We start from the raw sequence: 24300 nt of genomic DNA, 5'->3' as shown, positions 1-24300 counted from the left end.
TCGGGCACGGCGCGAGGTGGTTCCGGTCCGTCGCACGGTTCACGAGGCGGCCGGGAACCGGTCGGCCCGGAACGGTTCGAGGTCCAGCCCGGGCCGTTCGCCGGTGAGCTGCCGGCTGATCAGCAGCCCGGTCGCCGGAGCCAGCCCGATGCCCGCGCCCTCGTGGCCGCAGGCGTGGTACAGCCCGGGCACCCGCGGGTCGGCGCCGATCGCGGGCAGATGGTCCGGCAGGTACGGGCGGAAGCCCCGGTAGGCGCGCAGCACGCTGACGTCCGCCAGGACGGGGAACAGCGCGGCCGCCTGCGCGGCGAGCCGGTGCAGCACCTCCACCGAGAGGGTCCGGTCGAAGCCGACCCGCTCCCGGCTGGCGCCGATCAGCACCGGCCCGCCGGGGGTGCCCTCGACCACGGCGGAGGTCTGCAGCGCGGCCGAGCCGCTGGCCACGTCCGCGACGTAGTCGGCCGCGTAGACCTTGCGCCGGACGATCCTCGGCAGCGGTTCGGTCACCAGGACGAAGCCGCGCCGGGGCAGCACCGGCAGGTGCACACCGGCGAGCGCGGCCAGTTCGCCGCCCCAGGTGCCGGCGGCGTTGACCACGGCGGGCGCGTCCAGCCGCCGCCGGTCGGTCTCGACGCCGAGCACGGCCCCGTCCGTTCCGGTCCGCACCGCCCGGACGGTCTCGCCGGTGTAGAGCAGGGCACCGTCCCGCCGGGCGACGCGCAGCAGGTGGGCGGCGGCCAGCGCGGGCTGGACCTGGGCGTCCTGCGGGTAGAGGAAGCCGCCGGCCAGCCCGGGGGCGAGGTGGGGTTCGAGTTCGCGCAGCCGCTCGCCGGGGATCTCCTCGGCGGTGACGCCGGCCGTCGCCTGCTTCTGGGCGAAGGCCCGCAGGGCGTCCTGCCGGGCCGGGGTGGCGGCGACCACCAGGCCGCCCTTGGGCTCGTACTCGACGGCGGGGCCGAGGACGGGCACCAGCTCCTGCCAGAGCCCGGCGCTGAACAGCGCGAGGTCGAGCTCGGGGCCGGGCTCCTTGTCGGAGACCAGCAGGTTGCCCTCACCGGCACCGGTGGTGCCACCGGCGACCGGCCCGCGGTCGACGACGGCGACGGCGAGTCCGGCGCGGGCGGCGTAGTACGCGCAGGCGGCGCCGACCACACCGGCACCGACCACGAGGACATCCAGGGGAGGTCTCTGGGACTTGGACACGGCAGTAATATGTCACATGCCATCGAACCTGCCAAGAGCCCCCGCCGTCCGGCCACGAGCAACCCGGCCGACCCCGCAGCAGAGCCCCGGCCTGCGCGAACCCCCCGGCCGACGCAAGAGCCCCGGCCCGCCGGAAGACGGCGGACCGGGGCTCAGGGCGCGTCAGGGCCTCAGGTGATGTCGTCCATCTGCTCGTGCCGGGCGGCCGGTACCGGAGCCCCGGCGACCGGCGTGACGGACGCCTCCACGGCCTCCGCCCCGGCCACCGGCTGCACCGAGAGGTCCAGCTCCGAGGCCTCCTCGTCGCTCAGCCCGAAGTCGGGGTTGCGACGCGCCTTCCGCCGGTCGTTGATCATCGCGATGGCCACGGCGACGAAGTACAGCCCCCAGATCGGCGCGGCCAGCGCCAGCATGCTCAACGGGTCGGCGCTCGGCGTGGCGAAGGCGGCGAACACCGTGATGCCCATGATCATGCCGCGCCACCAGCCCAGCAGGCGCTTGCCGGTGACCATGCCGACCATGTTGAGCATCACGAGCAGCAGTGGGAACTCGAAGGCCAGGCCGAAGACCAGCACCATCCTGGTGGCGATGTCGAAGTAGTCCTCGGGCGGCAGGATCGGGGTGGTGCCGTTCGGGGTGAACGAGATCAGCACCTCGACCGTGGTCGGGAGCAGCAGGAACGCGCAGCCCACACCGGCCAGGAACAGCGGCGCGCCGCAGGCCATGAAGATGACGGTGTACTTGCGCTCGTGCCGGTGCAGACCGGGCGCCACGAAGGCCCAGACCTGGTACAGCCAGATCGGCACGGTGGCGACCACGCCCGTCGTCAGCGACACCTTGAGCATCCAGGTGAAGCCGGCGGTGAGACCGATGTTGGAGACCTGGGCGCACTTGCCGTCGTACTTGAAGGCCGTCTCCGGCGTGCACTGCGGCAGTGGCTTCAGCAGGAAGGTCTCGATCTGCTTGTGGTAGATCGCCGCGACGATCGTGATCAGCACGATCGCCAGGACCGACTTGACCACGCGGTTCCGCAGTTCCCGCAGGTGGTCGGCGAGGGCCATCCGCCCCTCAGGATCCTTGGGCGCCTTAGACGCCTTGGAGAGCTTGCTCAACCCCGGTCCTCAACTCGTGCGTCGAGGCCCGCCGGTCGACGGGCCTCCCATGATCGCGTGCGTCGCGCGCCGCTCAGCGCGGCCGGCCGCCGTCGGCCGTCGGCTGGGCCGCCTGCCCCGGGACCGATTCGGTCACCGGCCGGGCCGTGGCGGACGCCCCGGGAGCGGCCTGGATGGTCTTCGCCGCGCCGGATTCGACGCTCACGGCGGGCGCGGGCTGCGCCGGCGCGCCCTCGTCCGCGGCACCGTCCGAACGCATCGCCTTGGTCTCGCTCTTCAGGATCCGCATCGACTGGCCGAGCGAACGCGCCAGATCGGGCAGTCGCTTGGCACCGAAAAGCAGAATGGCAAGAACGACGACCACCAGGATCGCAGTCGGCGAGATCCGCATGCTCGACCACCTTCAGTCATGGCGGCACCGGTGGGCCGCCCGCTGCGGGGATGGTAACCGCTGCGGGTGACGCCCTGACGACGGCCGCCCGAACAGGACAGCGGCCCCCAGTCGCACTTCAGGAGCCATCTGAGAGCGTAACGCGCCGCCGCCCCCGCGCAGCAGCCCCGTGCACCAACGGCCGTCCCGGACCGGGGCGGGTCCGCGGGCGGTTCAGCGCCCCGGCACCGCCGCCGCGAGGTCGCCGGCCGCCTCGGCCAGCGCCCGGGAGGCGGCGTCCACCCCCTTGGCCAGCGTCCGCACGTCCAGCCAGAGCCGGATCGCGAGAACGCCGAGGACCAGCAGCCCGGCGGTGGCGAGCAGGACGGCGGCGACGAGCATCCAGGACATGGCCACCACCCTATCCGGCCGCGCGGGAGGCCCCGCTCAGCCCTCCACCGGGACGAGCCGCATGGTGCGCACCCCGGCGCCGGTCAGCGCCGTGACGATCTTCTCCCCGGCCGGCTTGCGCACCGCCGCCCCGCAGAGCGGGCAGCTGAAGCTGTAGTGCGCCTGGGCCGGGGTCCGACCGAGGGTGAGGCGGAACTCGTCCGCCGGCAGGTCCACCTTCTCGCGGCACTCCGAGCAGTACACCTTGAATCTGGTACCGGGCTCCACGGCTCAGACCTGCCCCTCCCGGTAGCCGGCCAGCGCCTCCAGCGCCGCCGACCGCGCCTGCTCCACGAGCTCCGGCGGGGAGACGATCCGCCCGTCCCGGCCGAGCCGCAGCGCCAGCGGGCGCAGCTGCGACGGGTCGGCGCTGCGCAGGGTGATCCGCAGGCCGCCGTCGGGCAGTTCCTCGGCCCGGTCGTGGGTGTAGTACTCGGCCACCCAGCGCCCGCCGGAGGAGACCTCGACGACCACCTCGGGATCGTCGGCGGACGGGTTGACCAGCCCGCCGGAGAGGTCGCGCGGCTCGCGGCGCGGCGGGTCGGAGGGGACGTCCAGCACCTTGATCTCGGCGACCCGGTCGAGCCGGAACATCCGGTGGTCCTCGGAGGTGCGGCACCACGCCTCGAGGTAGGTGTGGCCCTCGGTGAGCAGCCGGATCGGGTCGACCTCGCGCTCGGTCATGCCGCCGCGCCCGTGCGAGTAGTAGCGCAGCCAGAGCCGGCGGCCCTCGCTGAGCGCGCGGTCGATGTCGGCGAAGACGTGGCTCTCGGCCTCGAAGGTGACCCCGACCCTGGCGCTGCCCTCGGCGCTGTCCCCGGCGGCGTTCTCGATCTTGGCGACGGCCCGGGTGAGCGCCTCCCGGTCACCGGCCCGCAGGCCGGGCAGGCCGGCCACCGCGCGGGCGGCGACCAGCAGCGCGGTCGCCTCGTCGGCGGCCAGCCGCAGCGGCTGGGCGACGTCGTCGACGTTGTGCCACCAGATCCGCTCGCCGTCGGTGTCGATGTCGAGCAGATCGCCGCCGCGGAAGCTGGTGCCGCACATCGGCAGCACGTTGAGGTCGCCGATCAGCTCGCGCTCGGTGATGCCGAAGGCACGGGCCACCTCGGCCACCTCGGCCCCGGGGCGCTCGCGCAGATAGGTGACCAGCGAGAGCATCCGGCGGGTCTGGTCGATGGCGTTGCTCATGCCCGCACTCCTTCGGTGGCGGCCGGGCCGGTGGCGGCCGGGTCGTTGACGGCCTCGGCGCCCGGTCCGGCGACGGCGCTCAGCCGGTCGATCACGTCGGCGCGCAGTTCCTCCGGGCCGACCACCAGCACGTCAGGACCGAACTCCGCGAGGTCGGCGCCGAGCCCGTTGCCGTACGGGATCTCCAGCTCGTCCCAGGTCCCGTCGACCCGGCGGCTGCTCAGCGCCTTGGTGCGCAGCGGGAACCCGGCGCCGCGGCGGACCCGGACGGCGGCGGTCGCGGTGGCACCCTCGCCGGCGAACTTGGCGACGGTGGCCCGGACGTCGACGTGCTCGGGGACGGTGCCGAGGAAGGCGCCCGAGCGGGCGCGGACCCTGCCGGTCATCCGGCTGAGCCGGAACACCCGGGCGTCACGCCGGTCGCGGTCCCAGCCGGCCAGGTACCAGTGGCCGCGCCAGCACTCCAGGGCCCAGGGCTCGACCGTGCGCTGCTCGACGGCGGCGGCACCGGCCTTGCGGTACTCGAAGGTGACCGGGCGGCGGTCGCGGGCGGCGGTGAGCAGCGGTTCGAAGGCGCTCTCCCGGGCGGGGATCCGCGGTTCCAGGGCGGTACGGCCCTCGGCCTCGGTGAACGGCACGCCGGCCGCGCGCAGCTTCTGCAGGGCGCCGCTGGCCGCGCCGGACATCTTGGCCTGCTGCCAGACCCGGGCGGCCAGGGTCAGCGCCGCGGCCTCCTCGGCGTCCAGGGCGATCTCCGGCAGCCGGTTGCGGTCGGCGCGGGCGAGGTAGCCGAGTTCGCCGTCGAGGGCGTTCTCGTCCACGTCGATGACCAGACCGAGTTCGCGCAGGTCGTCCTTGTCCCGCTCGAACATCCGGTTGAAGGCGTCCTCGCTGCTGTGCTGCCAGGCCTCGCGGTACGCCTCGATGGATTCCCGCAGCTCCTTCTTGGAGAGCGGACGTCTGGTGTTCATCAGGCACAGGGCGAGATTCATCAGCCGCTCTGCCTTGGCGATCGCCATCGCTGACCCTTCCGGTGTGCCGCGCCGCGCGCGGGGTGCGCCCGCCGGGCATATGTCGACCCGGCGGGACCGACCGTACCGGTAGCGGTACGCGCTGCAAAAGCCGAGTCCGCAAACGCGTGGGGCCGCACCCCGGGTACGGGGTGCGGCCCGGTGGAGCGGCCGGTCTCAGACGCCCAGCAGGTCGACCACGAAGATCAGCGTCGAGCCCGCGGGGATGAGCGGCGTCGGCGACTGGTTGCCGTACCCGAGGTGCGCCGGGATGACCAGCTCGCGGCGGCCGCCGACCTTCATGCCGACGACACCCTGGTCCCAGCCCTTGATGACCCGGCCGGCGCCGAGCGGGAACTTGAAGCTGCTGCCCCGGTTCCAGCTGGCGTCGAACTCCTCGCCGGTCTCGAAGGTCACGCCGACGTAGTGCACCTCGACGACCTGGCCCGGCTTGGCCTCCTCGCCGGTGCCGACCTCGAGGTCGCGGATCTGCAGCTCGGCCGGCGGCTCACCGATCGGAAAGTCGATCTCCGGCTTCGTCTTGTCGCTCACAACTGCCTCTTCTCACGGTTTGGTTCCATACACGACCAAGCGGCGGGCACCCGCACCCCCGGTCCGTTCCCGGACCACGGTACGGGCGCCCGCCGCCCGTACGGGCCCGGCCACGCGGCCGGGCCCGAAGGTCACACGCACACCATTGTCACCCGAAAGTGGATCAGCCCTGACCGGCATCCAGGATGTCGACCACGAACACCAGGGTGGAATTGGCCGGAATGTCGCCCTGCGCCTGGTCCTTGTACCCCAGCGAGGCGGGGATCACCAGCTCGACCCGGCTGCCGACGGTCTGGCCCTCCAGACCCTGGTCCCAGCCGGCGATGACCTGGCCGCCGCCCACCGGGAAGGAGAACGCCTGGCCCTTGCTCAGCGAGGAGTCGAAGACCTTGCCGTCCTTGAAGAGCGCGCCGGTGTACTGGACGACGACCTTCTCGCCCTTCTCCACCTTGGGGCCGGTGCCCTTGATCAGGACGTGCGTCTTCAGCTCGGTCGGGTCGGCCGCGCCGGCCACCGGGGTGATGTCGGCCGGCTTCTTGCCGTTGTCCTTGACCTGCGGGAAGTCCGCGGGCGGCGGGGTGACGGTGCCGCTGACCACGGCGTCCGCCGCGGTGGAGCGCTGGATGTCGATCACGAAGACCAGGTTGTCCGCGGCCCCGATCGACATGCTCGGGTTGCCCTGGGCGCCGAACGCGGCGGCCGGCGGGGCCACCACGAGGATCCGGCTGCCGGCCTTCTTGCCGAGCACGGCCTGGTCCAGCGCCGGGATCAGCGCGTCCGTACCGGCCTGGAAGATCTGCGGCTTGCCCGTCTCGTCGTACGAGCTCGGGATGTCCTTGCCGGTGGTCCAGTCCTTGGCGGTGTAGTCGACCGAGGTCCAGGAGTTCTTCTCGACCTTGGGGCCGCTGCCCTCCGAGAGAACCTTGACGACGAAGGAGCCGTCGGCCTGCTCGGCGGGCACCTCGATGCCGGCCTTCTTGCCGAACTCGCCGGTGACCGTCGGCAGCACCTTGGCGTTGTCCTTGATCGGCGGCACCGGTTCGGCGGTCGGCGTGGGCGGCGCGGACTTGGCCGCGTCGGCGGGCTTGGCGGTGCTCGACTTGGAGTCGTCCCGGTTCACCACGTACAGCGTGATACCGCTGCCGACCAGCAGCACGGCGAGCACGGTGCCGAGGATCACGCCCAGCTTCCCCACCCCGGGCGGGTTCTCGGCGTACCCGGCCTCCGAGGCCTCCTGGCGGCGCACGTTCGAGGCGAAGATCTGCGGGGCCTCGTCGGTCTTCGTCCCGCCCGCCGCCCGCGGGGCCTCGCCGGGCGTGGCCCAGCCGGCCTGCTGCTTCAGGATCGACGGCGGTACGACGATCGACTCGCCGTCGCCCGGAAGCGGACCACCGGGCCGCGAGTCAGCCGGATCACCGGCGGAGTTTCCGTTCGCGGTGCCGGCCCCGCCCGGGCTCGACGCTTTCTCAGACATGACTCCCCATCCATCTCGCCACGAGGTCTTCGAGGTCTACGGCCGGCGTGGTGAGCGCCGGGGTGCTGTCGCACTGCCGCCCGGGAACCGGACGCCGGCGGCGCCTACCACAGTGCGAGGGCAGTATGACAGGTCAGGATGAGGAGGGACGCTTCCCTGTGCGAGTGCCCGCCCAGGCGTACGGAACCGACCGGCCCTCCTCCCGGGCCGCCACAGGCTTCCCGGACCGCCTCGGGCTTCCTAGACCGCCTCAAGAATGTCGATCACGAAGACCAGTGTCGAGTTCGGCGGCACCGAGCCCTGCGCCGCGTCCTTGTAGCCGAGGGCCGGCGGCACGACCAGCAGCACCCTGCTGCCCACGGTCTGGCCGACCAGGCCCTTGTCCCAGCCCTCGATCACACTGCCGGTGCCGATCTGCAGCGCCTGCGCGCCGCCGTGGCTCCAGGACGAGTCGAACTGCTGGCCGTTGCTCCACAGCACCCCGGTGTACTGCACCACCAGGGTCTGCCCGGACTTCACCTGCTTGCCCTCGCCCTTGATCAGCACGGCCTGCTGGAGGTCGGTGGGCGGGGCCTCCCCGGCCGGGAGGGTGATCGTGACGGCGGCCTTGCCGTTGTCCTTCACCTGCGGCATCGTCGCGGGCGGCGGCGTCATGGTGCCCGACAGGGTGGAGTCCTGCGGCAGGCTCTCCATGATGTCCAGCACGAACACCACGGTGTCCCCCGCGGCCACCCCGAGCTGGGTGCTGCCCTGGTTGCCGAACGCGGCCGCCGGCGGGGCCACCACCAGCAGCCGGCTGCCGACCTTCTTCCCGATCACGGTCTGGTCGAACGCGGGCACCAGCTGCCCGCTGCCCGCCTGGTACAGCTGCGGCTTGCCGTTGGCGTCGTACGAGCTGGGCAGGTCCTTGCCGGTCGTCCAGTCCTTCGCCGTGTAGTTGACCGTGACCCAGTCGCCCTTGCTGACCGTGGACCGGTCGCCCTCGCTCACGGTGCTCACCACGAACTGACCGCTGGGCTGCTGCCCCTCGGGGATGGTGATGGTGGCCTTGCTCCCGAACCCGCCCTCCGACAGCGTCGGCATCGGCGAGGCCTCGGTCACCGGGGCCGGCACGGTGGGGGCCGCGGTGGCCGCCGTCGGCGTGGCCGGGCTGGTCGCCTTGGTGGAGCTGCTGCAGGCCACCGCCAGCAGCAGGGGCAGGGTGAGAAGCAAACCCGCGGTGCGGCGCACGGCGTTCCTAACTGTCGGTCAAAGTCGGCTCTCCGGACTCGACGGACAGCGTATGCCCCGGCGGTGCCCGGCCCCGGTAGACACCGCCGGGGCCGGGCACCGCAAAGATCACATTCGCCGTACGGGGGCGACCGCGCAGGTCACATCCCCGCGATGAGCTTCTCCACCCGCTCGTCGACCGACCGGAACGGGTCCTTGCACAGGACCGTGCGCTGCGCCTGGTCGTTCAGCTTGAGGTGCACCCAGTCCACGGTGAAGTCGCGGCGCTGCTCCTGCGCCCGGCGGATGAAGTCGCCGCGCAGCCGGGCCCGGGTGGTCTGCGGCGGGATCGACTTGGCCTCGAAGGTCTTGAGGTCGGTCGTCACCCGCTGCGCCTGCCCCTTGGCCTGGAGCAGGTAGAACAGGCCCCGTCGGCGGTGGATGTCGTGGTACGCGAGGTCGATCTGGGCCACCCGCGGGTTGGACATGCCCATCTGGTGCTTGGCGCGGTAGCGCTCGATGAGCTTGTACTTCATGATCCAGTCGATCTCGGTGGCCACGGTGTCCAGGTTCTCGGTCCGGACGGCCTCCAGTGTGCGGCCCCACAGTTCGAGCACCCGGGCGATGGTCCCGGTGTTGATGCCCTTGCGGTCGGCGAAGTCCAGCGCCTTGGTGAAGTACTCCTCCTGGATGTCCAGCGCGCTGGCCTCGCGGCCGTTGGCGAGCCGTACCTGGTGGGTGCCGGTGAGGTCGTGGCTGACCTCGCGGATCGCCCGGATCGGGTTCTCCAGGGTGAGGTCGCGCATCACCACGCCGGCCTCGATCAGCCGCAGCACCAGGTCGGTGGCGCCGACCTTGAGCAGGGTGGTGGTCTCGGACATGTTGGAGTCGCCGACGATCACGTGCAGCCGGCGGTAGCGCTCGGCATCGGCGTGCGGCTCGTCGCGGGTGTTGATGATCGGGCGGGAGCGGGTGGTGGCGGAGCTGACGCCCTCCCAGATGTGCTCGGCGCGCTGGCTGACGCAGTACACCGCGCCGCGCGGCGTCTGGAGCACCTTGCCCGCGCCGCAGATCAGCTGGCGGGTCACCAGGAACGGGATCAGCACGTCGGCCAGCCGGGAGAACTCGCCGTGCCGGGCCACCAGGTAGTTCTCGTGGCAGCCGTAGGAGTTGCCGGCCGAGTCGGTGTTGTTCTTGAAGAGGTAGACGTCCCCCGCGATGCCCTCCTCGTGCAGCCGCCGCTCGGCGTCGACCAGGAGTCCTTCGAGGATGCGCTCGCCCGCCTTGTCGTGCGTCACCAGCTCGACGACGTCGTCGCACTCGGGGGTGGCGTACTCGGGGTGCGAACCGACGTCGAGGTAGAGCCGGGCACCGTTGCGCAGGAACACGTTGCTGCTGCGGCCCCAGGAGACAACGCGGCGGAAGAGGTACCGGGCCACCTCGTCCGGCGACAGCCGTCGCTGTCCCCGGAATGTGCAGGTGACGCCGTACTCGTTCTCCAGCCCGAAAATTCGGCGGTCCATGGCACCTTCTTTCGAAGGAATCACCGGTTTTGGCCGGTAAGCGGATCGGGATCCTGAACTCTGCGGCTCGGCGCCGCAGCAGGCCTTCTAGGCTGATCCCCTGCTTCGGCAGCGGGCAGGGCTTGTCCGGGGCCAGCCGTCAGGCGGGCTTGAAGCCCCATGGTCTGGACCGTCGGGGAGGAGTCACGAGGCGTCCGTTCTCTGAGAGGGCCTCCGGAGGAAGTCCCGCACGACGGCGGGCGACCGCCGTACGGGACTCCTTGGCGCTGCTACTCCGGCGGCGCGGCCGCCGGCTTCTCGTCGTCGTCCGACTCGGCGGACTGGTCGCCGTCGAGCAGGCGGCCGAGCTGGCCGCCCAGGATGCGCTTGAACTTGCGCTGCTGGAAGCGCTGGCGGTCGAGCACCGCCACCTCCAGCTGCTCGGGGGTCAGGGTGCGCGGGCTCCCCCCGTTGGGGTCCCGGGCGAGGGAGTCCACCGCGACCTTGATCGCCTCGGTGAGGGTCAGCCCGCTGCGGTGGCGCTGGCCCAGGTAGTTGCCGATCGAGTCGGCGTTGCCGCCGACCACGACGTAGTTCTTCTCGTCGACGACCGAGCCGTCCGGCGTGAGCCGGTAGATCTGGTCCTCGTCCGGGGTGCGGCCGACCTCGGCCACGATCAGCTCGACCTCGTAGGGCTTCTCGCCGACCGAGGAGAAGATGGTGCCGAGCGTCTGGGCGTAGACGTTGGCCAGGCCGCGGGCGGTGACGTCGGCCCGGTCGTAGGAGTAGCCGCGCAGGTCGGCGTAGCGGACGCCGCCGATGCGCAGGTTCTCGAACTCGTTGTAGCGGCCGACCGCCGCGAAGGCGATCTTGTCGTAGATCTCGGAGACCTTGTGGAGGGCCCGGGAGGTGTTCTCGGCGACGAAGACGATGCCGTCGGCGTAGGTGAGCACGACCACGCTGCGACCGCGCGCGATGCCCTTGCGGGCGTACTCCGCGCGGTCCGCCATGGCCTGCTGGGGCGAGACGTAGAACGGTGTCGACACCGGCGGTCGTCCCTTCCTGTAGGAGTGATGGCTAGAGCAGCGGGGCCTGCGGGCCGTTGGGGTGGGCCAGGCGGTGGTCGGTGATGGAGACGGCGATCGCGGAGACCTCGGCCTCGGTGAGCCGGCGGAAGCCGTCCTCGGTGATCAGCGAGACGATCGGGAAGATCTTGCGGGCGAGGTCGGGACCGCCGGTGGCGGAGTCGTCGTCGGCCGCGTCGTAGAGGGCCTGGACGACCAGCGTGGCGGCCTGCTCGGCCGTCAGGCCGTCCCGGTAGAGCTTCTTCATCGAGCCCCGGGCGAAGACCGAGCCGGAGCCGGTGGCGGCGAACCCGCGGTCCTCGGAGCGGCCTCCGGTGACGTCGTAGCTGAAGATCCGGCCGCGGCCTAGGTCGAGGTCGTAGCCGGCGAAGAGCGGGACGACCGCGAGGCCCTGCATCGCCATGCCCAGGTTCCCCCGGATCATGGTGGTGAGGCGGTTGGCCTTGCCCTCCAGGGAGAGCACGGTGCCCTCGATCTTCTCGTAGTGCTCCAGCTCCAGCTGGAACAGCCTGACCATCTCGACCGCGAGGCCGGCGGTGCCCGCGATGCCGACCGCGCTGTACTCGTCGGCCGGGAAGACCTTCTCCATGTCGCGCTGGGCGATCATGTTGCCCATGGTCGCCCGCCGGTCACCGGCGATCACCACGCCGCCGTCGAACACCGCCGCGACGATGGTCGTCCCGTGCGGGGCCTCGACGACCGCTCCCTCGGGGAGGCTGCGGCGGCCGGGAATCAGCTCCGGCTGGTGCTCCGCCAGGAAGTCGAGGAACGACGAGGACCCCGGGGTCAGGAAGGCAGCCGGTAGACGCCCGGTGCCACGAGTGTTGGCTTCCACACGATTCCTTCCAGGTAGCTTGAAGCGCGCGCTGCCCGCACCCTACCCGCCCGGCGATCACTATCCACCCGTGCAGGGGCCGGACCCGGACGGACGGACGGCCCGTGCCGCCCGCCCGCCCTCGGCGGTCGCAACCGTGAATTCCCTGAATGCCCTGCCGGGGCTACTGGCCGCCCTTTTGCACGAACTGCCGGACAAAATCCTCGGCGTTGGACTCGAGTACTTCGTCGATTTCGTCCAGAACCGCGTCGACGTCATCGCTCAGCTTTTCCTGGCGTTCCTTGAGGTCGTCGGAATTCTGCGCTTCCGCGGCCTGCTCCTCGACCTCCTCGGAGGAGCGGTTCGCCCGCTGCTGGCCGCCGCCGGTGTCCTTGCTCGCCATTTCCCTCACCCCGCTCGAATCGTCTGGCACGGTTTGGTCGTTGCTTGCTGCATCGACCCTATACACAAGGTGCGACTGCTGCTCCCGGTTTGCCGGTGGCACTTCCTGTCCAACACCCGCTGCCACCCCGGATGATTCCCATTCGGCGGACGTTCACCCATGGTGATCGAAAAGTTACCCGCCGGAAAGCACCCGGAGCAGGTCCTCGGCCGTGCGACAGCGGTCCAGCAGTTCCTTGACGTGGTTGCGGGTGCCGCGCAGCGGCTCCAGGGTGGGGACCCGCTGCAGCGAGTCCCGGCCGGGCAGGTCGAAGATCACCGAGTCCCAGGAGGCCGCGGCGACATGCTCGGCGTACTGTTCGAGACAGCGGCCGCGGAAGTACGCCCTGGTGTCCTCCGGAGGCTTGGTGGCGGCCCGCTGGACCTCGTCCTCGGTGAGCAGCCGGTCGAACCGGCCCCGGGCCACCAGGCGGTTGTAGAGGCCCTTGTCGGGCCGGACGTCGCTGTACTGGAGGTCGACCAGCTGGAGCCGGGAGCTGTCCCACTCCAGGGCGTCGCGGCTTCGGTAGCCCTCCAGGATCTCCCGTTTGGCGATCCAGTCCAGCTGCCGGGAGAGCGACATCGGGTCGCGCTCCAGCCGCCCCAGCACGTCCTCCCAGCGGGCCAGGACGTCCACCGTCTGCTCGTCCGCGTCGTTGCCGAAGCGGTCCTCGACGTACTTGCGGGCCAGCTCGAAGTACTCCAGCTGAAGCTGGACGGCAGTGAGTCTGCGGCCGTTGCGCAGGGTGATGAGGTGCTTGAGCGAGGGGTCGTGGGAGACCCGGTGCAGGGTGCGCACCGGCTGGTCCACGGCGAGGTCGGAGGCGATGAAGGCGTCCTCGATCATCGACAGGACCAGTGCGGTGGTGCCCAGTTTGAGGTAGGTGGAGATCTCGGAGAGGTTGGCGTCCCCGATGATCACGTGGAGCCGGCGGTACTTCTCGGCGTCGGCGTGCGGTTCGTCGCGGGTGTTGATGATCGGCCGCTTGAGGGTGGTCTCCAGGCCCACCTCGACCTCGAAGTAGTCGGCGCGCTGGCTGATCTGGAAGCCGTGGGCGGAGCCGTCCTGGCCGATGCCGACCCGGCCGGCGCCGGTGACCACCTGGCGGGAGACGAAGAACGGGGTGAGGTGGCGGACGATGTCGGCGAACGGTGTCGCCCGTTTCATCAGGTAGTTCTCGTGGGTGCCGTAGGAGGCGCCCTTGTTGTCGGTGTTGTTCTTGTACAGGAGGATGTTCTGGCCGTTGGGCAGTTCCAGGGCGCGCTGGGCGGCCGCCGCCATGATCCGCTCGCCGGCCTTGTCCCAGAGCACGGCGTCGCGCGGGTTGGTCACCTCGGGCGAGCTGTACTCGGGGTGCGCGTGGTCCACGTAGAACCGCGCGCCGTTGGTGAGGATGACATTGGCGAGGCCGATGTCCTCGTCGGTCAGCTGGCTGGCGTCCGCGACGTCGCGCGCGAGGTCGAAGCCCCGGGCGTCGCGCAGCGGATTCTCCTCCTCGAAGTCCCAACGGGCCCGCCGAGCCCGGTGCATCGCCGCCGCGTACGCGTTGACGATCTGGGACGAGGTGAGCATGGCGTTGGCGTTGGGGTGCCCGGGTACGGAGATCCCGTACTCGGTCTCGATGCCCATCACGCGCCGTACGGTCATGCGGCCCTCCTTGCCCGGTGCGCCGCCCCCCACGGGCGGAACACGCTGACGTACCGCTGAACAACACCGACGCGGGCGTTGTGCCCGCGAACGGTGGGTCGAGCCTAGAACGCCGCGCCGACGGCCGGGTCCCGAGACGCGCCGTCCGGCTGCGGGGCCGCGAGGCGCCACAGCCGGACGGGATGCGTGCTGTCCCGGGGACCGCTGCCGGCCCGGGTGGTTCGGTTACGGGTACTGCGACTACAGGTACTGCCCGGTGTTGGCGACAGTGTCGATCGAGCGGCCGGACTCGGCGCCCTGCTTCCCGGTGACCAGCGTGCGGATGAAGACGATCCGCTCGCCCTTCTTGCCGGAGATCCGGGCCCAGTCGTCCGGGTTGGTGGTGTTCGGCAGGTCCTCGTTCTCCTTGAACTCGTCCACGCAGGCGGCGAGCAGGTGGGAGACGCGCAGACCGCGCTGGCCGTGGTCGAGGAAGTCCTTGATGGCCATCTTCTTCGCACGGTCGACGATGTTCTGGATCATCGCACCGGAGTTGAAGTCCTTGAAGTACAGGACCTCCTTGTCACCGTTGGCGTAGGTGACCTCCAGGAACCGGTTCTCCTCGGTCTCGGAGTACATCCGCTCCACCACCGACTGGATCATCGCCGCCACGGTGGCCTCGACGGATCCGTCGTGCTCCTTGACGTCGTCCGGGTGGAACGGCAGCGAGTCCTTGAGGTACTTGGAGAAGATGTCCTTGGCGGCCTCGGCGTCCGGGCGCTCGATCTTGATCTTGACGTCCAGGCGGCCGGGCCGCAGGATCGCCGGGTCGATCATGTCCTCGCGGTTCGAGGCGCCGATGACGATGACGTTCTCCAGGCCCTCCACGCCGTCGATCTCGGCGAGCAGCTGGGGGACGATGGTGTTCTCCACGTCCGAGCTGACGCCCGAACCGCGGGTGCGGAAGAGTGACTCCATCTCGTCGAAGAAGACGATGACGGGGGTGCCCTCGCCGGCCTTCTCCCGGGCCCGCTGGAAGACCAGGCGGATCTGCCGCTCGGTCTCCCCCACGTACTTGTTGAGCAGCTCGGGGCCCTTGATGTTGAGGAAGTAGCTCTTGCCCTGGGGCCGGCCGGTGACCTCGGCGACCTTCTTGGCCAGCGAGTTCGCCACCGCCTTGGCGATCAGCGTCTTTCCGCAGCCGGGCGGGCCGTAGAGCAGGACGCCCTTGGGCGGGCGCAGCTCGTACTCCTTGAAGAGGTCGGCGTGCAGGTACGGCAGCTCGACCGCGTCGCGGATCAGCTCGATCTGGTTGCTGAGACCGCCGATCTGGCGGTAGTCGATGTCCGGGACCTCCTCGAGGACCAGCTCCTCGACCTCGGCCTTCGGCACGACCTCGTACACGTAGCCGGAGCGGGGCTCCAGCAACAGGGCGTCCCCCGCCCGGATGGTGAGCTCGCGCAGCGGTTCGGCGAGGCGCACCACCCGCTCCTCGTCGGTGTGGCCGATGACCAGGGCGCGTTCGCCGTCCTCCAGGACCTCCTTGAGGGTGACGATGTCGCCGATCCGCTCGAAGGCCATCGCGTCCACGACGTTGAGGGCCTCGTTGAGCATCACTTCCTGGCCGCGCCGCAGCTCGTCGAGGTCGACGTTGGGGCTGACGTTCACGCGGAGCTTGCGCCCCCCGGCGAAGATGTCGGCGGTGCCGTCCTCGTTCTGGTCGAGGAAGACGCCGAATCCGGCCGGGGGCTGTGCCAGCCGGTCCACTTCCTCCTTGAGGGCCACGATCTGGTCGCGGGCCTCTCGCAGGGTGGAGGCGAGCCGTTCGTTCTGGGCGGACACTCCGGCCAGGTTGGTCTGGAGCTCGACGATCCGCTCTTCGAGGATCCTCGAATTGCGCGGCGAGTCGGCGAGCTTGCGGCGCAGAACGGCGATTTCCTGCTCAAGGTACGAGACCTGAGCGGCCTCGTCGGAACCACGAGCGGGCTTGCCGGTGCTGCGGTTGTAGTCGTCATCGTGGGCTGCCACGGTCCTCACCTCCTCCGGGGAGCTGGACGCTTCCAGACCCTACCTGGGACCAGGGGTCCGTAAACCCCTAGATCAAGAAAGATGGAACGGGCGTGTCCGATCTTCGCCCTCGCGTGCTTCCCCTCTGCTAAGGGGATACCCACCGCGCACCGCCCAAAGCGGACCAGATGTATCGTCGAACGAGTCGATATCCGATCGCGACCACGGCCTGGGGTCCGATCGTTGTACGAATGGCGGGAATGCCCTCAACAAGGGGCGACCCGGGACAGAAACGGCAGGAGACCCATGTCGGTGACCGAAGAGGCGACGCCGAGCGAGCCGCTGGAGGTGTGGATCGACCAGGATCTGTGCACCGGCGACGGCATCTGCGTGCAGTACGCGCCCGAGGTCTTCGAGCTCGACATCGACGGCCTGGCCTATGTGAAGGGGCCGGAGGACGAGTTGCGCCAGCAGCCCGGCGAGACCGCTCCGGTGCCGCTGACGCTGCTTCAGGACGTGGTGGACTCGGCGAAGGAGTGCCCCGGCGACTGCATCCACGTGCGCCGGGTCTCGGACCGGACCGAAGTGTACGGGCCGGACGCCGAGTAGCGGTCAGGCCCGTGCCGACGGGGCGGCGGTCTGGGAACGGTCCCAGCCGCCGCTCTTGCGCGTCCAGGTGAGGTCGAGTGAGATGTCCGGGCTGAACCGGGGCACGTCGTCGCTCGAATACCCCTGCGCGTGACCGGTGATGGCGCCGTCGGCGCGCAGGGCGAGCCTGCCGACGGTGAGGTTCTCGCGCTCGGAGAGCAGGGTGGCCAGCACCGCGGGACGGCCGTCGGTGCCCGGTCCGAGCAGGTAGACGGCGTCCGGCGGGGTGCCGTTCTCGGCCGCGCAGTGGGCGGCGGTGACGGTGCCGGGCCGGCCGTCGCCGAGGTCGGCGGCGAAGCTGACGGATATCCGGACCGGGAACGGGCCGCACTCCAGCGGGAGTTCGGCCTTCGCCGGGTCGGGGGCGACGGCCGCCGGGAGGGCCCGGGGCGTGGGCCGGGCGGGCCCGGGGGTGCCGGTGGCCGGGTTGGCCGCCAGCGTGGTGGCCACCACGGCAGCGCAGCCGACGACCGTGAGGGCCCAGTGCCAGGGGGTGGAGCGCGTCTCCCCGGGCCGGGTACGGCCCCGCGGTGTCTGCCTGTCAGCCGTCGCCTTGACCGCGGTCTCCACCAGGCGTCCCCTCCAGTGGTCTGTGTGAGCGAGCATCGTCCCACACGCCCCGGGCCGGCCGGCGACCCGGGTGCGGGAAGCACGAAGGGGTGGTACGGGCGGGCGGGGAGCCCGTCGTACCACCCCTTCCGGCGGTCGTGCGTCAGCCGAGGTCGGTCTCGTCGGCGGGAGCGGTGCGGGCGGCGGCGGCCCGGGCCGCGGCGCGCTCCTGGAGGCTCGGCTCCGGGGTGCCGTTGTCGTAGTCCTCGCCGTAGGCGCCCTTGGCCGGGCGGCGGCGGCGCAGCGGCGGCTCGACGCCGTCGGCGAGGCGGCGGGCGGTGAGCAGGAAGCCGGTGTGGCCGATCATCCGGTGGTCCGGGCGGACCGCCAGGCCCTCCAGGTGCCAGGTGCGGACCATGGTCTCCCAGGCCTGCGGCTCGGTGAAGGTGCCGTGCTCGCGCAGCGCCTCGACGGTCTTCGACATCTGCGTGGTGGTGGCCACGTAGCAGCAGATGAGGCCGCCGGGGACGAGCGCCTCGGAGGCGACGTCCAGGCACTCCCAGGGGGCGAGCATGTCGAGGATGACACGGTCGACGTCGGTCTCGACCAGGTTGTCCTGGAGGTCGCCGACGGTGAGCTTCCACGCCGGGTGCGGCCCGCCGAAGTAGCGCTCGACGTTGCCCTTGGCGATGTCGGCGAAGTCCTGCCGGCGCTCGTAGGAGGCGAGCAGCCCGGTGTCGCCCACGGCGCGCAGCAGGTAGCTGGAGAGCGCGCCGGAGCCGACGCCGGCCTCGACGACGCGGGCGCCGGCGAAGATGTCGGCCATCGCCAGGATCTGCCCCGCGTCCTTGGGGTAGATCACGGCGGCGCCGCGCGGCATGGACAGGACGTAGTCGGGGAGCAGGGGGCGCAGCGCGAGGTACGGGACGTTCCCCGTGGTGCGCACGACCGTGCCCTCGGGGGCGCCGATCAGCTCGTCGTGGGGGAACGCACCCTTGTGGGTGTGGAACTGGTTCCCGGCCTGGAGCGTGAACGTGTAGTGGCGGCCCTTGGGGTCGGTCAGCTGGACCTGGTCCCCGACCTGGAAGGGCCCGCGTCGGCGGGTGGCACCGGTCGGTTCGGACATGCGGACAATCCTAAGGGAAGCCCGCGCTCCGGCCGACCACGGTGATCACCGCCCGGTCCGGCGGGGGCCTCAGCGGCCGGCGACGGCGGCGGTGAGGCGCTGCTCGATGTCGGTGAGCGCGGCGACGCCGTACACCCGGCCGTCGGCCTCGACCACCAGGTACTCCCCGGCGGGGGTGGCGCGCACGGCGCGCAGCAGGTCCTCGCCGGTGAGGTCGGCGGCCAGCCGCAGGCCGGGTTCGAGGTCGCGGGCCAGCGCCCCGACGGCCACCCAGGGGCGACGGTGCTCGGGGACGGCCCGGACGGCGGACTCGCGGACCAGCCCGACCGGCTCGCCGCGGCCGTCCACCACGACCAGGGCGCCGGCCCGGGCCTCACGGGCCTGCCGCAGCGCCTCGCCGAGCGGGGTGTCGGCGGTGACCTCGACGGCCCGGCGGGCGAGGTCGCGCAGCCGCAGACCGGGCAGAGCCTCCTTGAGCCGGGCGTTGCGCAGGCTGCCGCCGGCGCCGTTCCAGATGATCGCGGCGAGGACGGCGGCCAGCACCGCGTCGACCAGGGTGTCGGTGCTGCTGCGCTCGACGCCGCGGGCGGCGCTGAGCAGCGGCAGGCCGATCAGGACGGCGATGGCCAGCGCCCGGCCGATCCAGGCGGCGGCGACGGTGCCGCTCATGGGCTTGCCGGTGACGCCCCAGACGACGGCGCGCAGCATCCGGCCGCCGTCCAGCGGCAGGCCCGGCAGCAGGTTGAAGGCGGCGACGACGAGGTTGCTGACCATCAGGCCGGTCAGCAGCACCCCGGGCACGGTGGAGAGCTCCACGGCCTGGAGGGCGAGGTAGAAGAGGCCGCCGAGCGCCAGCGAGAGCAGCGGGCCGACGAAGGCCAGCCAGAACTCCCGCCAGGGGGTCTCGGCCTCGTTCTCGATCTCCGAGACACCGCCGAAGAACTGCAGCTGGATCCGGCGCACGCCGAGCCGGTAGCGCAGGGCGACGACGGTGTGGGCGAGTTCGTGCACCAGGACGGAGCCGTAGAAGGCGACGGCGAAGGAGAACGCCACGAGGTAGCGGGCGGCGCCGAGGCCGGGCAGGACGCGGTCGAGCTGGCCGCCGAAGACCCAGGTGATCAGGGCGGCGATGACGAACCAGGAGGGGGTGACGTAGATGGGCACGCCGAAGGGGCGGCCCATCAGGATTCCGCTCCGCCGTTCCGGTTCCTCGGGCGGCGGCCCGGGCTGGGCGCCGCCGCTGTGCGGTGGCTGGTCGGAGGTCTGCCGACCCCTGCTGTCGCTCACCGTGATCCCTTCGGTCGGTTCCCCCGCCGTGCGCCGCGCGCCGGTGCGCCCACGCTACGTGATCGGGGCCGCGGTCCTCCGCGCGCCCCTCTCTCTGCCTTCATACCCAGTGTGGGCCCGCGGGCGGCAGCCCCGTGGCAGCGGGATGACAGCGCAGGGCAATAGGGTCGGGGTATGCAGCAGACCGACACCAGCCGTGCCGCCGTGGCCCCGGCGCGTCCGGCGGCGCCCCCGACCGGCCTGTCCCCGTCGCGTGCGGGGGACTTCCTGACCTGCCCGCTGCTGTACCGGCTGCGGGTGATCGACCGGCTGCCGGAGCCGCCGAGCGCGGCGGCGACCCGGGGCACGCTGGTGCACGCGGTGCTGGAGCGGCTGTTCGACAGCCCGGCGGCGGAGCGGACACCGGAGCGGGCGCTGGGCCTGCTGCGCCCGCAGTGGGAGCGACTGCTGGGCGAGCGGCCGGAGCTGCTCTCGCTGTTCCCCGAGGATCCGGACGGGGCGGCGCTGACGCGCTGGCTGGCGGACGCCGAGAAGCTGGTCGAGCGGTGGTTCCGGCTGGAGGACCCGACCCGGCTGCACCCGGTGGAGCGGGAGCTGTACGTGGAGACGGCCCTGGAGTCGGGGCTGCTGCTGCGCGGCTACATCGACCGGGTGGACGTCGCACCGACCGGCGAGGTCCGGCTGGTGGACTACAAGACCGGCCGGGCGCCCTCACGGGACTTCGAGGCCAAGGCGATGTTCCAGATGAAGTTCTACGCGCTGGTGGTGTGGCGCTGGAAGGGCGTGCTCCCCAAGCGGTTGCAGCTGGTGTACCTCGGCGGGGGCGGGGACGTGGTGAGCTACGACCCGGACGAGGCGGACCTGCTCGCGGTGGAGCGCAAGCTGCGGGCGATCTGGGAGCGGATCACCCACGCGGTGGCGACCGGGGACTTCCCGGCGACCCGCAACCGGCTCTGCGACTGGTGCGACCATCAGGCCAGCTGCCCGGAGTTCGGCGGCACTCCCCCGCCGTACCCGCTGCCGCTGGCCCGTACGTCCGACGAAGACGATCCCACGGGGGATCCGATGAGCAAGGAGTCCTAGGTGACGATCCGAGTGCTGCTGGTCGACGATCAGCCGCTGCTTCGCACCGGTTTCCGGATGATCCTGGAGGCCGAGTCCGACCTGGTGGTGGTCGGCGAGGCCGGCGACGGACAGCAGGCGCTGGACCAGGTCCGGGCGCTCCAGCCCGACGTGGTGCTGATGGACATCCGGATGCCCAGGATGGACGGCGTGGAGGCGACCCGCCGGATCGCCGGGCCGGGTCGGGACGGCCCGGCCAAGGTGCTGGTGCTGACCACCTTCGATCTGGACGAGTACGTGGTGGAGGCGCTGCGCGCGGGCGCCAGCGGCTTCCTGCTGAAGGACGTGCCGGCCGAGGAGCTGGTGCAGGCGATCCGGGTGGTCGCGGACGGCGCGGCGATGCTGGCGCCGAGCATCACCCGGCGGCTGCTGGACATGTACGCCACCAAGCTGCCCTCGGGCGAGGAGGCGCCGCCGCAGGCGCTGAACGCGCTGACCGAGCGTGAGCTGGAGGTGCTGAAGCTGGTGGCGCGCGGGCTGTCGAACGCGGAGATCGCGGCGGAGCTGTTCGTCAGCGAGACCACGGTGAAGACGCATGTCGGCCATGTGCTGACCAAGCTCCAGCTGCGCGACCGGGTGCAGGCGGCGGTGTACGCGTACGAGAGCGGGCTGGTGCGCCCCGGCGCGCTCTGAGCCCGGGCATGACGGTGGCCCGTCCGCTCCCCCTCGCACCCTGGGGGAGCGGACGGGCCACCGTGCCGAGGGTGTCCCGGTCGCCCGGTGCCGTGCCGCCGCGCGGCTACTTGCCGATGCGGCTGATCTCCCAGAAGCGGAAGACGCCGGTGGTGTCGACGGTCGACTCCACGCCGGTGATGTTCGAACGCGAGGCGTAGAAGGCCTTGTTCTGGAACAGCGGGATCAGCGGCGCGTTGTCGGCGGCGATGGTCTGGATCTGGGCGTAGGCCGAGTTGGCCGCGGTGCGGTCGGCCTGCTTGAGGCTGTCGGGGACCAGCCGCTGGCTGATCCGGGTGTCGTCCCAGCCGTGGTGGTAGGCCCCGCCCTCGACCAGGAGCGGCGCGACGTAGTTGTCCGGGTCGGGGTAGTCGGCGAACCAACCGATGGTGTACGCCTGGTACTTGGCGTCCGCCCAGCCCTTCTTGAAGACGTCCCAGTCGGCCTCGTGCTGGACCGTCACCTGGAAGACGCCGCCGGCCTCCAGCTGCTTCTTGAGCATCTCGCTCTCGGCGCCCTCGGCGCGCGAGCGCGACCAGGTGAGGGTGAGCTTGACCGGCATCTGGACCTTGGCGGTGTTCAGGATCGCCTTGGCCTTGGTGACGTCCTGGTCGCCGTACTTGTCGAAGAAGGCGGTGGTGTGGCCGGTGATGCCGGCCGGGACCATCGAGTACAGCGGCTGGACGGTACGCGCGAAGACGTCGCGGGCGAGCGCCTTGCGGTCGATCAGCTGGGCGGCGGCCTGCCGGACGGCGACGTTGCCGCCGGTCGCGTCCTTGGTGTTGAAGACCAGGTAACGGGTGTCGGTGCTGTCGCCCTCGACGACCTGGAGGTCGGTCTTGCCGCCCTGCTGCTCGGACCGGACCTGGGCCGCGGTGTTGGGCTCCAGGCTGTTGTCGGTCAGGTCGATTTCGCCCTTGTCCAGCGCGTCCTTCAGCTCGCCCGTCTTGTCGAAGTAGCGCAGGGTGAACTTCGCGTTCCGGACCTTGGCGTCACCGCTGTACTTGTCGTTGGGCGACAGCACGACCTTGCCCGGGATCTTCGGGCCGCCCTCGATGGACATGGTCTCGATCGAGTCGATCTTGTACGGGCCGGAGCCGACCAGCTTGTCGTTGGGCAGCGCCTTGTCGGCCGGGTAGACCTGGTGGTCGACGATGGCGCCGGCCGGGCCGGCCAGTTTGGCCGGGAGCGTGGCATCGGCCTTGGTGAGCTGGAAGACGACCTCGTTGTCGCCCTTGGCCTCGACCGACTTGATCGAGTCCAGCAGCCCGGCCGGGCCGTTCTCCGCGGCGATCTTCCGGGTGCGCTCGATGGAGTACACCACGTCGGCGGCGGTGAGCGGGTGGCCGTTGGAGAACTTCAGCCCGGGGCGCAGGGTGCAGTGGTACTGGACCGCGTCGTTGCCGGTGAACTCGCAGGACTGCGCGGCGTCCGGGCTGGGCGCGCTGGAGGCGGCCGGGTAGGACAGCAGCGACTGGAAGGTGTTGCGCAGCAGCAGCCAGGAGCCCAGGTCGTAGGCGACGGCCGGGTCCAGCGCACTGGTGACCGAGGTGGTGCCCATGGTGATCGCCTTGCCGCCGTCCCCCTTGACCGCTTCGGTGACCGAGCCGCAGCCGGTCACCGAGACGGCGACCAGGCCGGCGCAGCCGAGCACTGCCAGTCGTTCAGCTGAAGTCATCACGGATCGCGTCCTTCTGGGTGCGGTCCGGCCGAGGGGGCCGGTGGCCCGCGATGGGGTGCGCCTCCGGGGTTGCTGAAGGCACGCGGGCCGGGCGCCGTGCCACCGCGGGCAGGACGGGGTTGCCCGTCAGCGGCGGTGGCAGGGCTCGGGGTGGGGAACGAACTGGAGTAGCGTGCCATATCGAACACACCCCACCGATACCCGCACAGGTGACAGTTGGGACACGAGGGGACGGTGCGGGACGGGTCCACCGACGAGTTGTCAGTCAATGACCGTTTTCTCCCCGGACACCCGGGTCGACTGGCCGGTTCCGATCGCTTACCGGCCGGTAAGCCCCATGTGCAATGAGACGACAATCACACTCGCGAGGTGACCAGCGAGCGGAGCAGTTCAAGATCGATGTGCTCCAGCGAGGGCAGCACCAGCCGCCCGGGGGCGGGCTCGATCACCGCCACCGAGGGCACCGCGATCACCGGGCAGCCGGCCGCCTCGGCCGAGCGCACCCCGGTCGGCGCGTCCTCGACCACCACACAGCGGCCCGGCTCCGCGCCGAACCGCCGCGCCGCCTCCAGGTACGGGTCCGGGTACGGCTTGGTGCGCGGCACCTCGTCCCCGGCGACCGTGAAGGCGAAGTGGTGGGCGCCCAGCGACCGCAGCACGATGTCGATGATGTGCCGCTGCGAGGCCGACACCAGGGCGGCCGGAACCCCGTGCGCGGCAAGGGTGTTGAGAAGCCGTTCGGCGCCGGGCATGAGCGGTACGCCGCCCGCCAGCAGATCCACGAAGCGCTGGTTGATCAGGACGGTCAGGTCGGCCGGCGAGAGGTCCACGCCGGTGGCGGCCAGCAGGTAGTCGATCACCCGGGTCATCGGGCCGCCGACCACATGGGCGCGGTCGTTCTCGTCCAGCGCGTAGCCCAGCTCGGCGAAGAGCGAGGCCTCGGCCTGCCACCAGAAGTCCTCGGTGTCCACCAGGGTCCCGTCCATGTCCAGCAGCACCGCCTGCAGGCCCCGGCCGTGGTCGAGGGCGCGGGTGGTGGTGGAGATGGTCGTCATGGCGGGGATCCTTCCGTCCGTGCCCCGGGGCAGGCCCCTGGGGATGGCACGGGCCGGCCCGCTGGTGAGCGGACCGGCCCGTTCAGGATGATCCAGGATACGCCCCGCCCACCCGA

General features: G+C 71.3%; 24 protein-coding genes and 1 pseudogene. 3 read left to right on the top strand and 22 right to left on the bottom strand.

Going from position 1 to position 24300, the window contains the following annotated elements; genetic code table 11:
* Positions 1-39 precede the first annotated feature (39 nt).
* The 17 genes and pseudogenes from ACIQIB_RS10295 to arc form a co-directional block, all read right to left on the bottom strand.
* Positions 40-1203, bottom strand: a complete 1164-nt coding sequence (locus tag ACIQIB_RS10295) for an NAD(P)/FAD-dependent oxidoreductase (protein ID WP_400757511.1) — start codon at positions 1201-1203, stop codon at positions 40-42.
* Between the two features lie 170 nt (positions 1204-1373).
* On the bottom strand, positions 1374-2264 hold the full coding sequence (gene tatC, locus ACIQIB_RS10290) for a twin-arginine translocase subunit TatC (protein ID WP_363608750.1): 891 nt from the start codon (positions 2262-2264) through the stop codon (positions 1374-1376).
* 124 nt (positions 2265-2388) lie between these two features.
* A complete protein-coding gene (tatA, locus tag ACIQIB_RS10285) occupies positions 2389-2706 on the bottom strand; it encodes a Sec-independent protein translocase subunit TatA (protein WP_363608752.1) in 318 nt (105 codons plus the stop codon).
* A 213-nt stretch (positions 2707-2919) separates the two neighbouring features.
* The gene (locus ACIQIB_RS10280) at positions 2920-3096 is read right to left on the bottom strand and encodes a hypothetical protein (protein ID WP_363608754.1); all 177 of its coding nucleotides are present in this window, start codon (positions 3094-3096) and stop codon (positions 2920-2922) included.
* A 36-nt stretch (positions 3097-3132) separates the two neighbouring features.
* A complete protein-coding gene (locus tag ACIQIB_RS10275) occupies positions 3133-3363 on the bottom strand; it encodes a hypothetical protein (protein ID WP_363608756.1) in 231 nt (76 codons plus the stop codon).
* Between the two features lie 3 nt (positions 3364-3366).
* The gene (locus tag ACIQIB_RS10270) at positions 3367-4323 is read right to left on the bottom strand and encodes a WYL domain-containing protein (protein WP_363608758.1); all 957 of its coding nucleotides are present in this window, start codon (positions 4321-4323) and stop codon (positions 3367-3369) included.
* Complete coding sequence (locus ACIQIB_RS10265; protein WP_363608760.1) at positions 4320-5342, bottom strand: WYL domain-containing protein; 1023 nt, start codon at positions 5340-5342, stop codon at positions 4320-4322. The genes ACIQIB_RS10270 and ACIQIB_RS10265 overlap by 4 nt, the downstream gene beginning before the upstream one ends.
* A 168-nt stretch (positions 5343-5510) precedes the next feature.
* Positions 5511-5885: an FKBP-type peptidyl-prolyl cis-trans isomerase gene (locus ACIQIB_RS10260; RefSeq protein WP_363608762.1), complete on the bottom strand. Its 375-nt coding sequence runs from the start codon at positions 5883-5885 to the stop codon at positions 5511-5513.
* A gap of 163 nt (positions 5886-6048) precedes the next feature.
* Positions 6049-7359 (bottom strand): FKBP-type peptidyl-prolyl cis-trans isomerase, encoded by a 1311-nt coding sequence (locus ACIQIB_RS10255; RefSeq protein ID WP_400653613.1) that lies wholly within the window; start codon positions 7357-7359, stop codon positions 6049-6051.
* Positions 7360-7599: 240 nt separating this feature from the next.
* Entirely contained in the window at positions 7600-8589 is a 990-nt protein-coding gene (locus tag ACIQIB_RS10250; RefSeq protein WP_400757509.1) for an FKBP-type peptidyl-prolyl cis-trans isomerase, read from the bottom strand.
* 140 nt (positions 8590-8729) lie between these two features.
* Entirely contained in the window at positions 8730-10091 is a 1362-nt protein-coding gene (gene pafA, locus ACIQIB_RS10245; protein WP_363608768.1) for a Pup--protein ligase, read from the bottom strand.
* A gap of 269 nt (positions 10092-10360) precedes the next feature.
* The gene (gene prcA / locus ACIQIB_RS10240; protein ID WP_363608770.1) at positions 10361-11116 is read right to left on the bottom strand and encodes a proteasome subunit alpha; all 756 of its coding nucleotides are present in this window, start codon (positions 11114-11116) and stop codon (positions 10361-10363) included.
* A gap of 31 nt (positions 11117-11147) precedes the next feature.
* Positions 11148-11945 (bottom strand): proteasome subunit beta, encoded by a 798-nt coding sequence (prcB, locus tag ACIQIB_RS10235; protein WP_363608849.1) that lies wholly within the window; start codon positions 11943-11945, stop codon positions 11148-11150.
* Positions 11942-12019: pseudogene (locus ACIQIB_RS10230) on the bottom strand (recombination endonuclease VII); the annotation flags it as partial. The gene prcB and the pseudogene ACIQIB_RS10230, both read right to left, overlap by 4 nt.
* 134 nt (positions 12020-12153) lie before the next feature.
* Positions 12154-12372 carry a ubiquitin-like protein Pup gene (locus ACIQIB_RS10225; protein ID WP_344321819.1) on the bottom strand — a complete coding sequence of 73 codons (219 nt, stop codon included), beginning with the start codon at positions 12370-12372 and terminating at the stop codon, positions 12154-12156.
* Between the two features lie 174 nt (positions 12373-12546).
* Complete coding sequence (gene dop, locus ACIQIB_RS10220) at positions 12547-14058, bottom strand: depupylase/deamidase Dop (protein ID WP_363608772.1); 1512 nt, start codon at positions 14056-14058, stop codon at positions 12547-12549.
* A 240-nt stretch (positions 14059-14298) separates the two neighbouring features.
* Complete coding sequence (gene arc, locus ACIQIB_RS10215) at positions 14299-16065, bottom strand: proteasome ATPase (protein WP_400757507.1); 1767 nt, start codon at positions 16063-16065, stop codon at positions 14299-14301.
* Between the two features lie 285 nt (positions 16066-16350).
* Here arc and ACIQIB_RS10210 point away from each other — a divergent pair, with 285 nt between their 5' ends.
* Positions 16351-16653: a ferredoxin gene (locus ACIQIB_RS10210; RefSeq protein ID WP_363608776.1), complete on the top strand. Its 303-nt coding sequence runs from the start codon at positions 16351-16353 to the stop codon at positions 16651-16653.
* Between the two features lie 3 nt (positions 16654-16656).
* Here ACIQIB_RS10210 and ACIQIB_RS10205 read toward each other — a convergent pair whose 3' ends face one another.
* The 3 genes from ACIQIB_RS10205 to ACIQIB_RS10195 form a co-directional block, all read right to left on the bottom strand.
* Positions 16657-17262, bottom strand: a complete 606-nt coding sequence (locus tag ACIQIB_RS10205) for a hypothetical protein (RefSeq protein WP_363608778.1) — start codon at positions 17260-17262, stop codon at positions 16657-16659.
* A gap of 142 nt (positions 17263-17404) precedes the next feature.
* Entirely contained in the window at positions 17405-18367 is a 963-nt protein-coding gene (locus ACIQIB_RS10200) for a tRNA (adenine-N1)-methyltransferase (RefSeq protein ID WP_400757506.1), read from the bottom strand.
* A 69-nt stretch (positions 18368-18436) separates the two neighbouring features.
* Positions 18437-19660 carry a site-2 protease family protein gene (locus tag ACIQIB_RS10195; RefSeq protein WP_400757566.1) on the bottom strand — a complete coding sequence of 408 codons (1224 nt, stop codon included), beginning with the start codon at positions 19658-19660 and terminating at the stop codon, positions 18437-18439.
* Between the two features lie 168 nt (positions 19661-19828).
* Here ACIQIB_RS10195 and ACIQIB_RS10190 point away from each other — a divergent pair, with 168 nt between their 5' ends.
* Together ACIQIB_RS10190 and ACIQIB_RS10185 are read left to right on the top strand one after the other, a co-directional pair.
* Positions 19829-20737: a RecB family exonuclease gene (locus tag ACIQIB_RS10190; protein WP_400653615.1), complete on the top strand. Its 909-nt coding sequence runs from the start codon at positions 19829-19831 to the stop codon at positions 20735-20737.
* Positions 20738-21409: a response regulator transcription factor gene (locus ACIQIB_RS10185; protein ID WP_030299918.1), complete on the top strand. Its 672-nt coding sequence runs from the start codon at positions 20738-20740 to the stop codon at positions 21407-21409.
* 106 nt (positions 21410-21515) lie between these two features.
* Here the strand turns inward: ACIQIB_RS10185 and ACIQIB_RS10180 are convergent, their stop codons facing one another.
* Together ACIQIB_RS10180 and ACIQIB_RS10175 are read right to left on the bottom strand one after the other, a co-directional pair.
* Positions 21516-23126 (bottom strand): ABC transporter substrate-binding protein, encoded by a 1611-nt coding sequence (locus tag ACIQIB_RS10180; RefSeq protein WP_400757504.1) that lies wholly within the window; start codon positions 23124-23126, stop codon positions 21516-21518.
* A 359-nt stretch (positions 23127-23485) separates the two neighbouring features.
* Complete coding sequence (locus ACIQIB_RS10175) at positions 23486-24184, bottom strand: HAD family phosphatase (RefSeq protein WP_363608787.1); 699 nt, start codon at positions 24182-24184, stop codon at positions 23486-23488.
* Positions 24185-24300: the final 116 nt, after the last annotated feature.

Origin of the sequence: Kitasatospora sp. NPDC092286, assembly GCF_044755565.1 — a bacterium.
Lineage (GTDB): Bacteria > Actinomycetota > Actinomycetes > Streptomycetales > Streptomycetaceae > Kitasatospora.
Note: the sequence above shows the minus strand (reverse complement) of the source record. Positions and strands in the feature narration are given on the sequence as shown.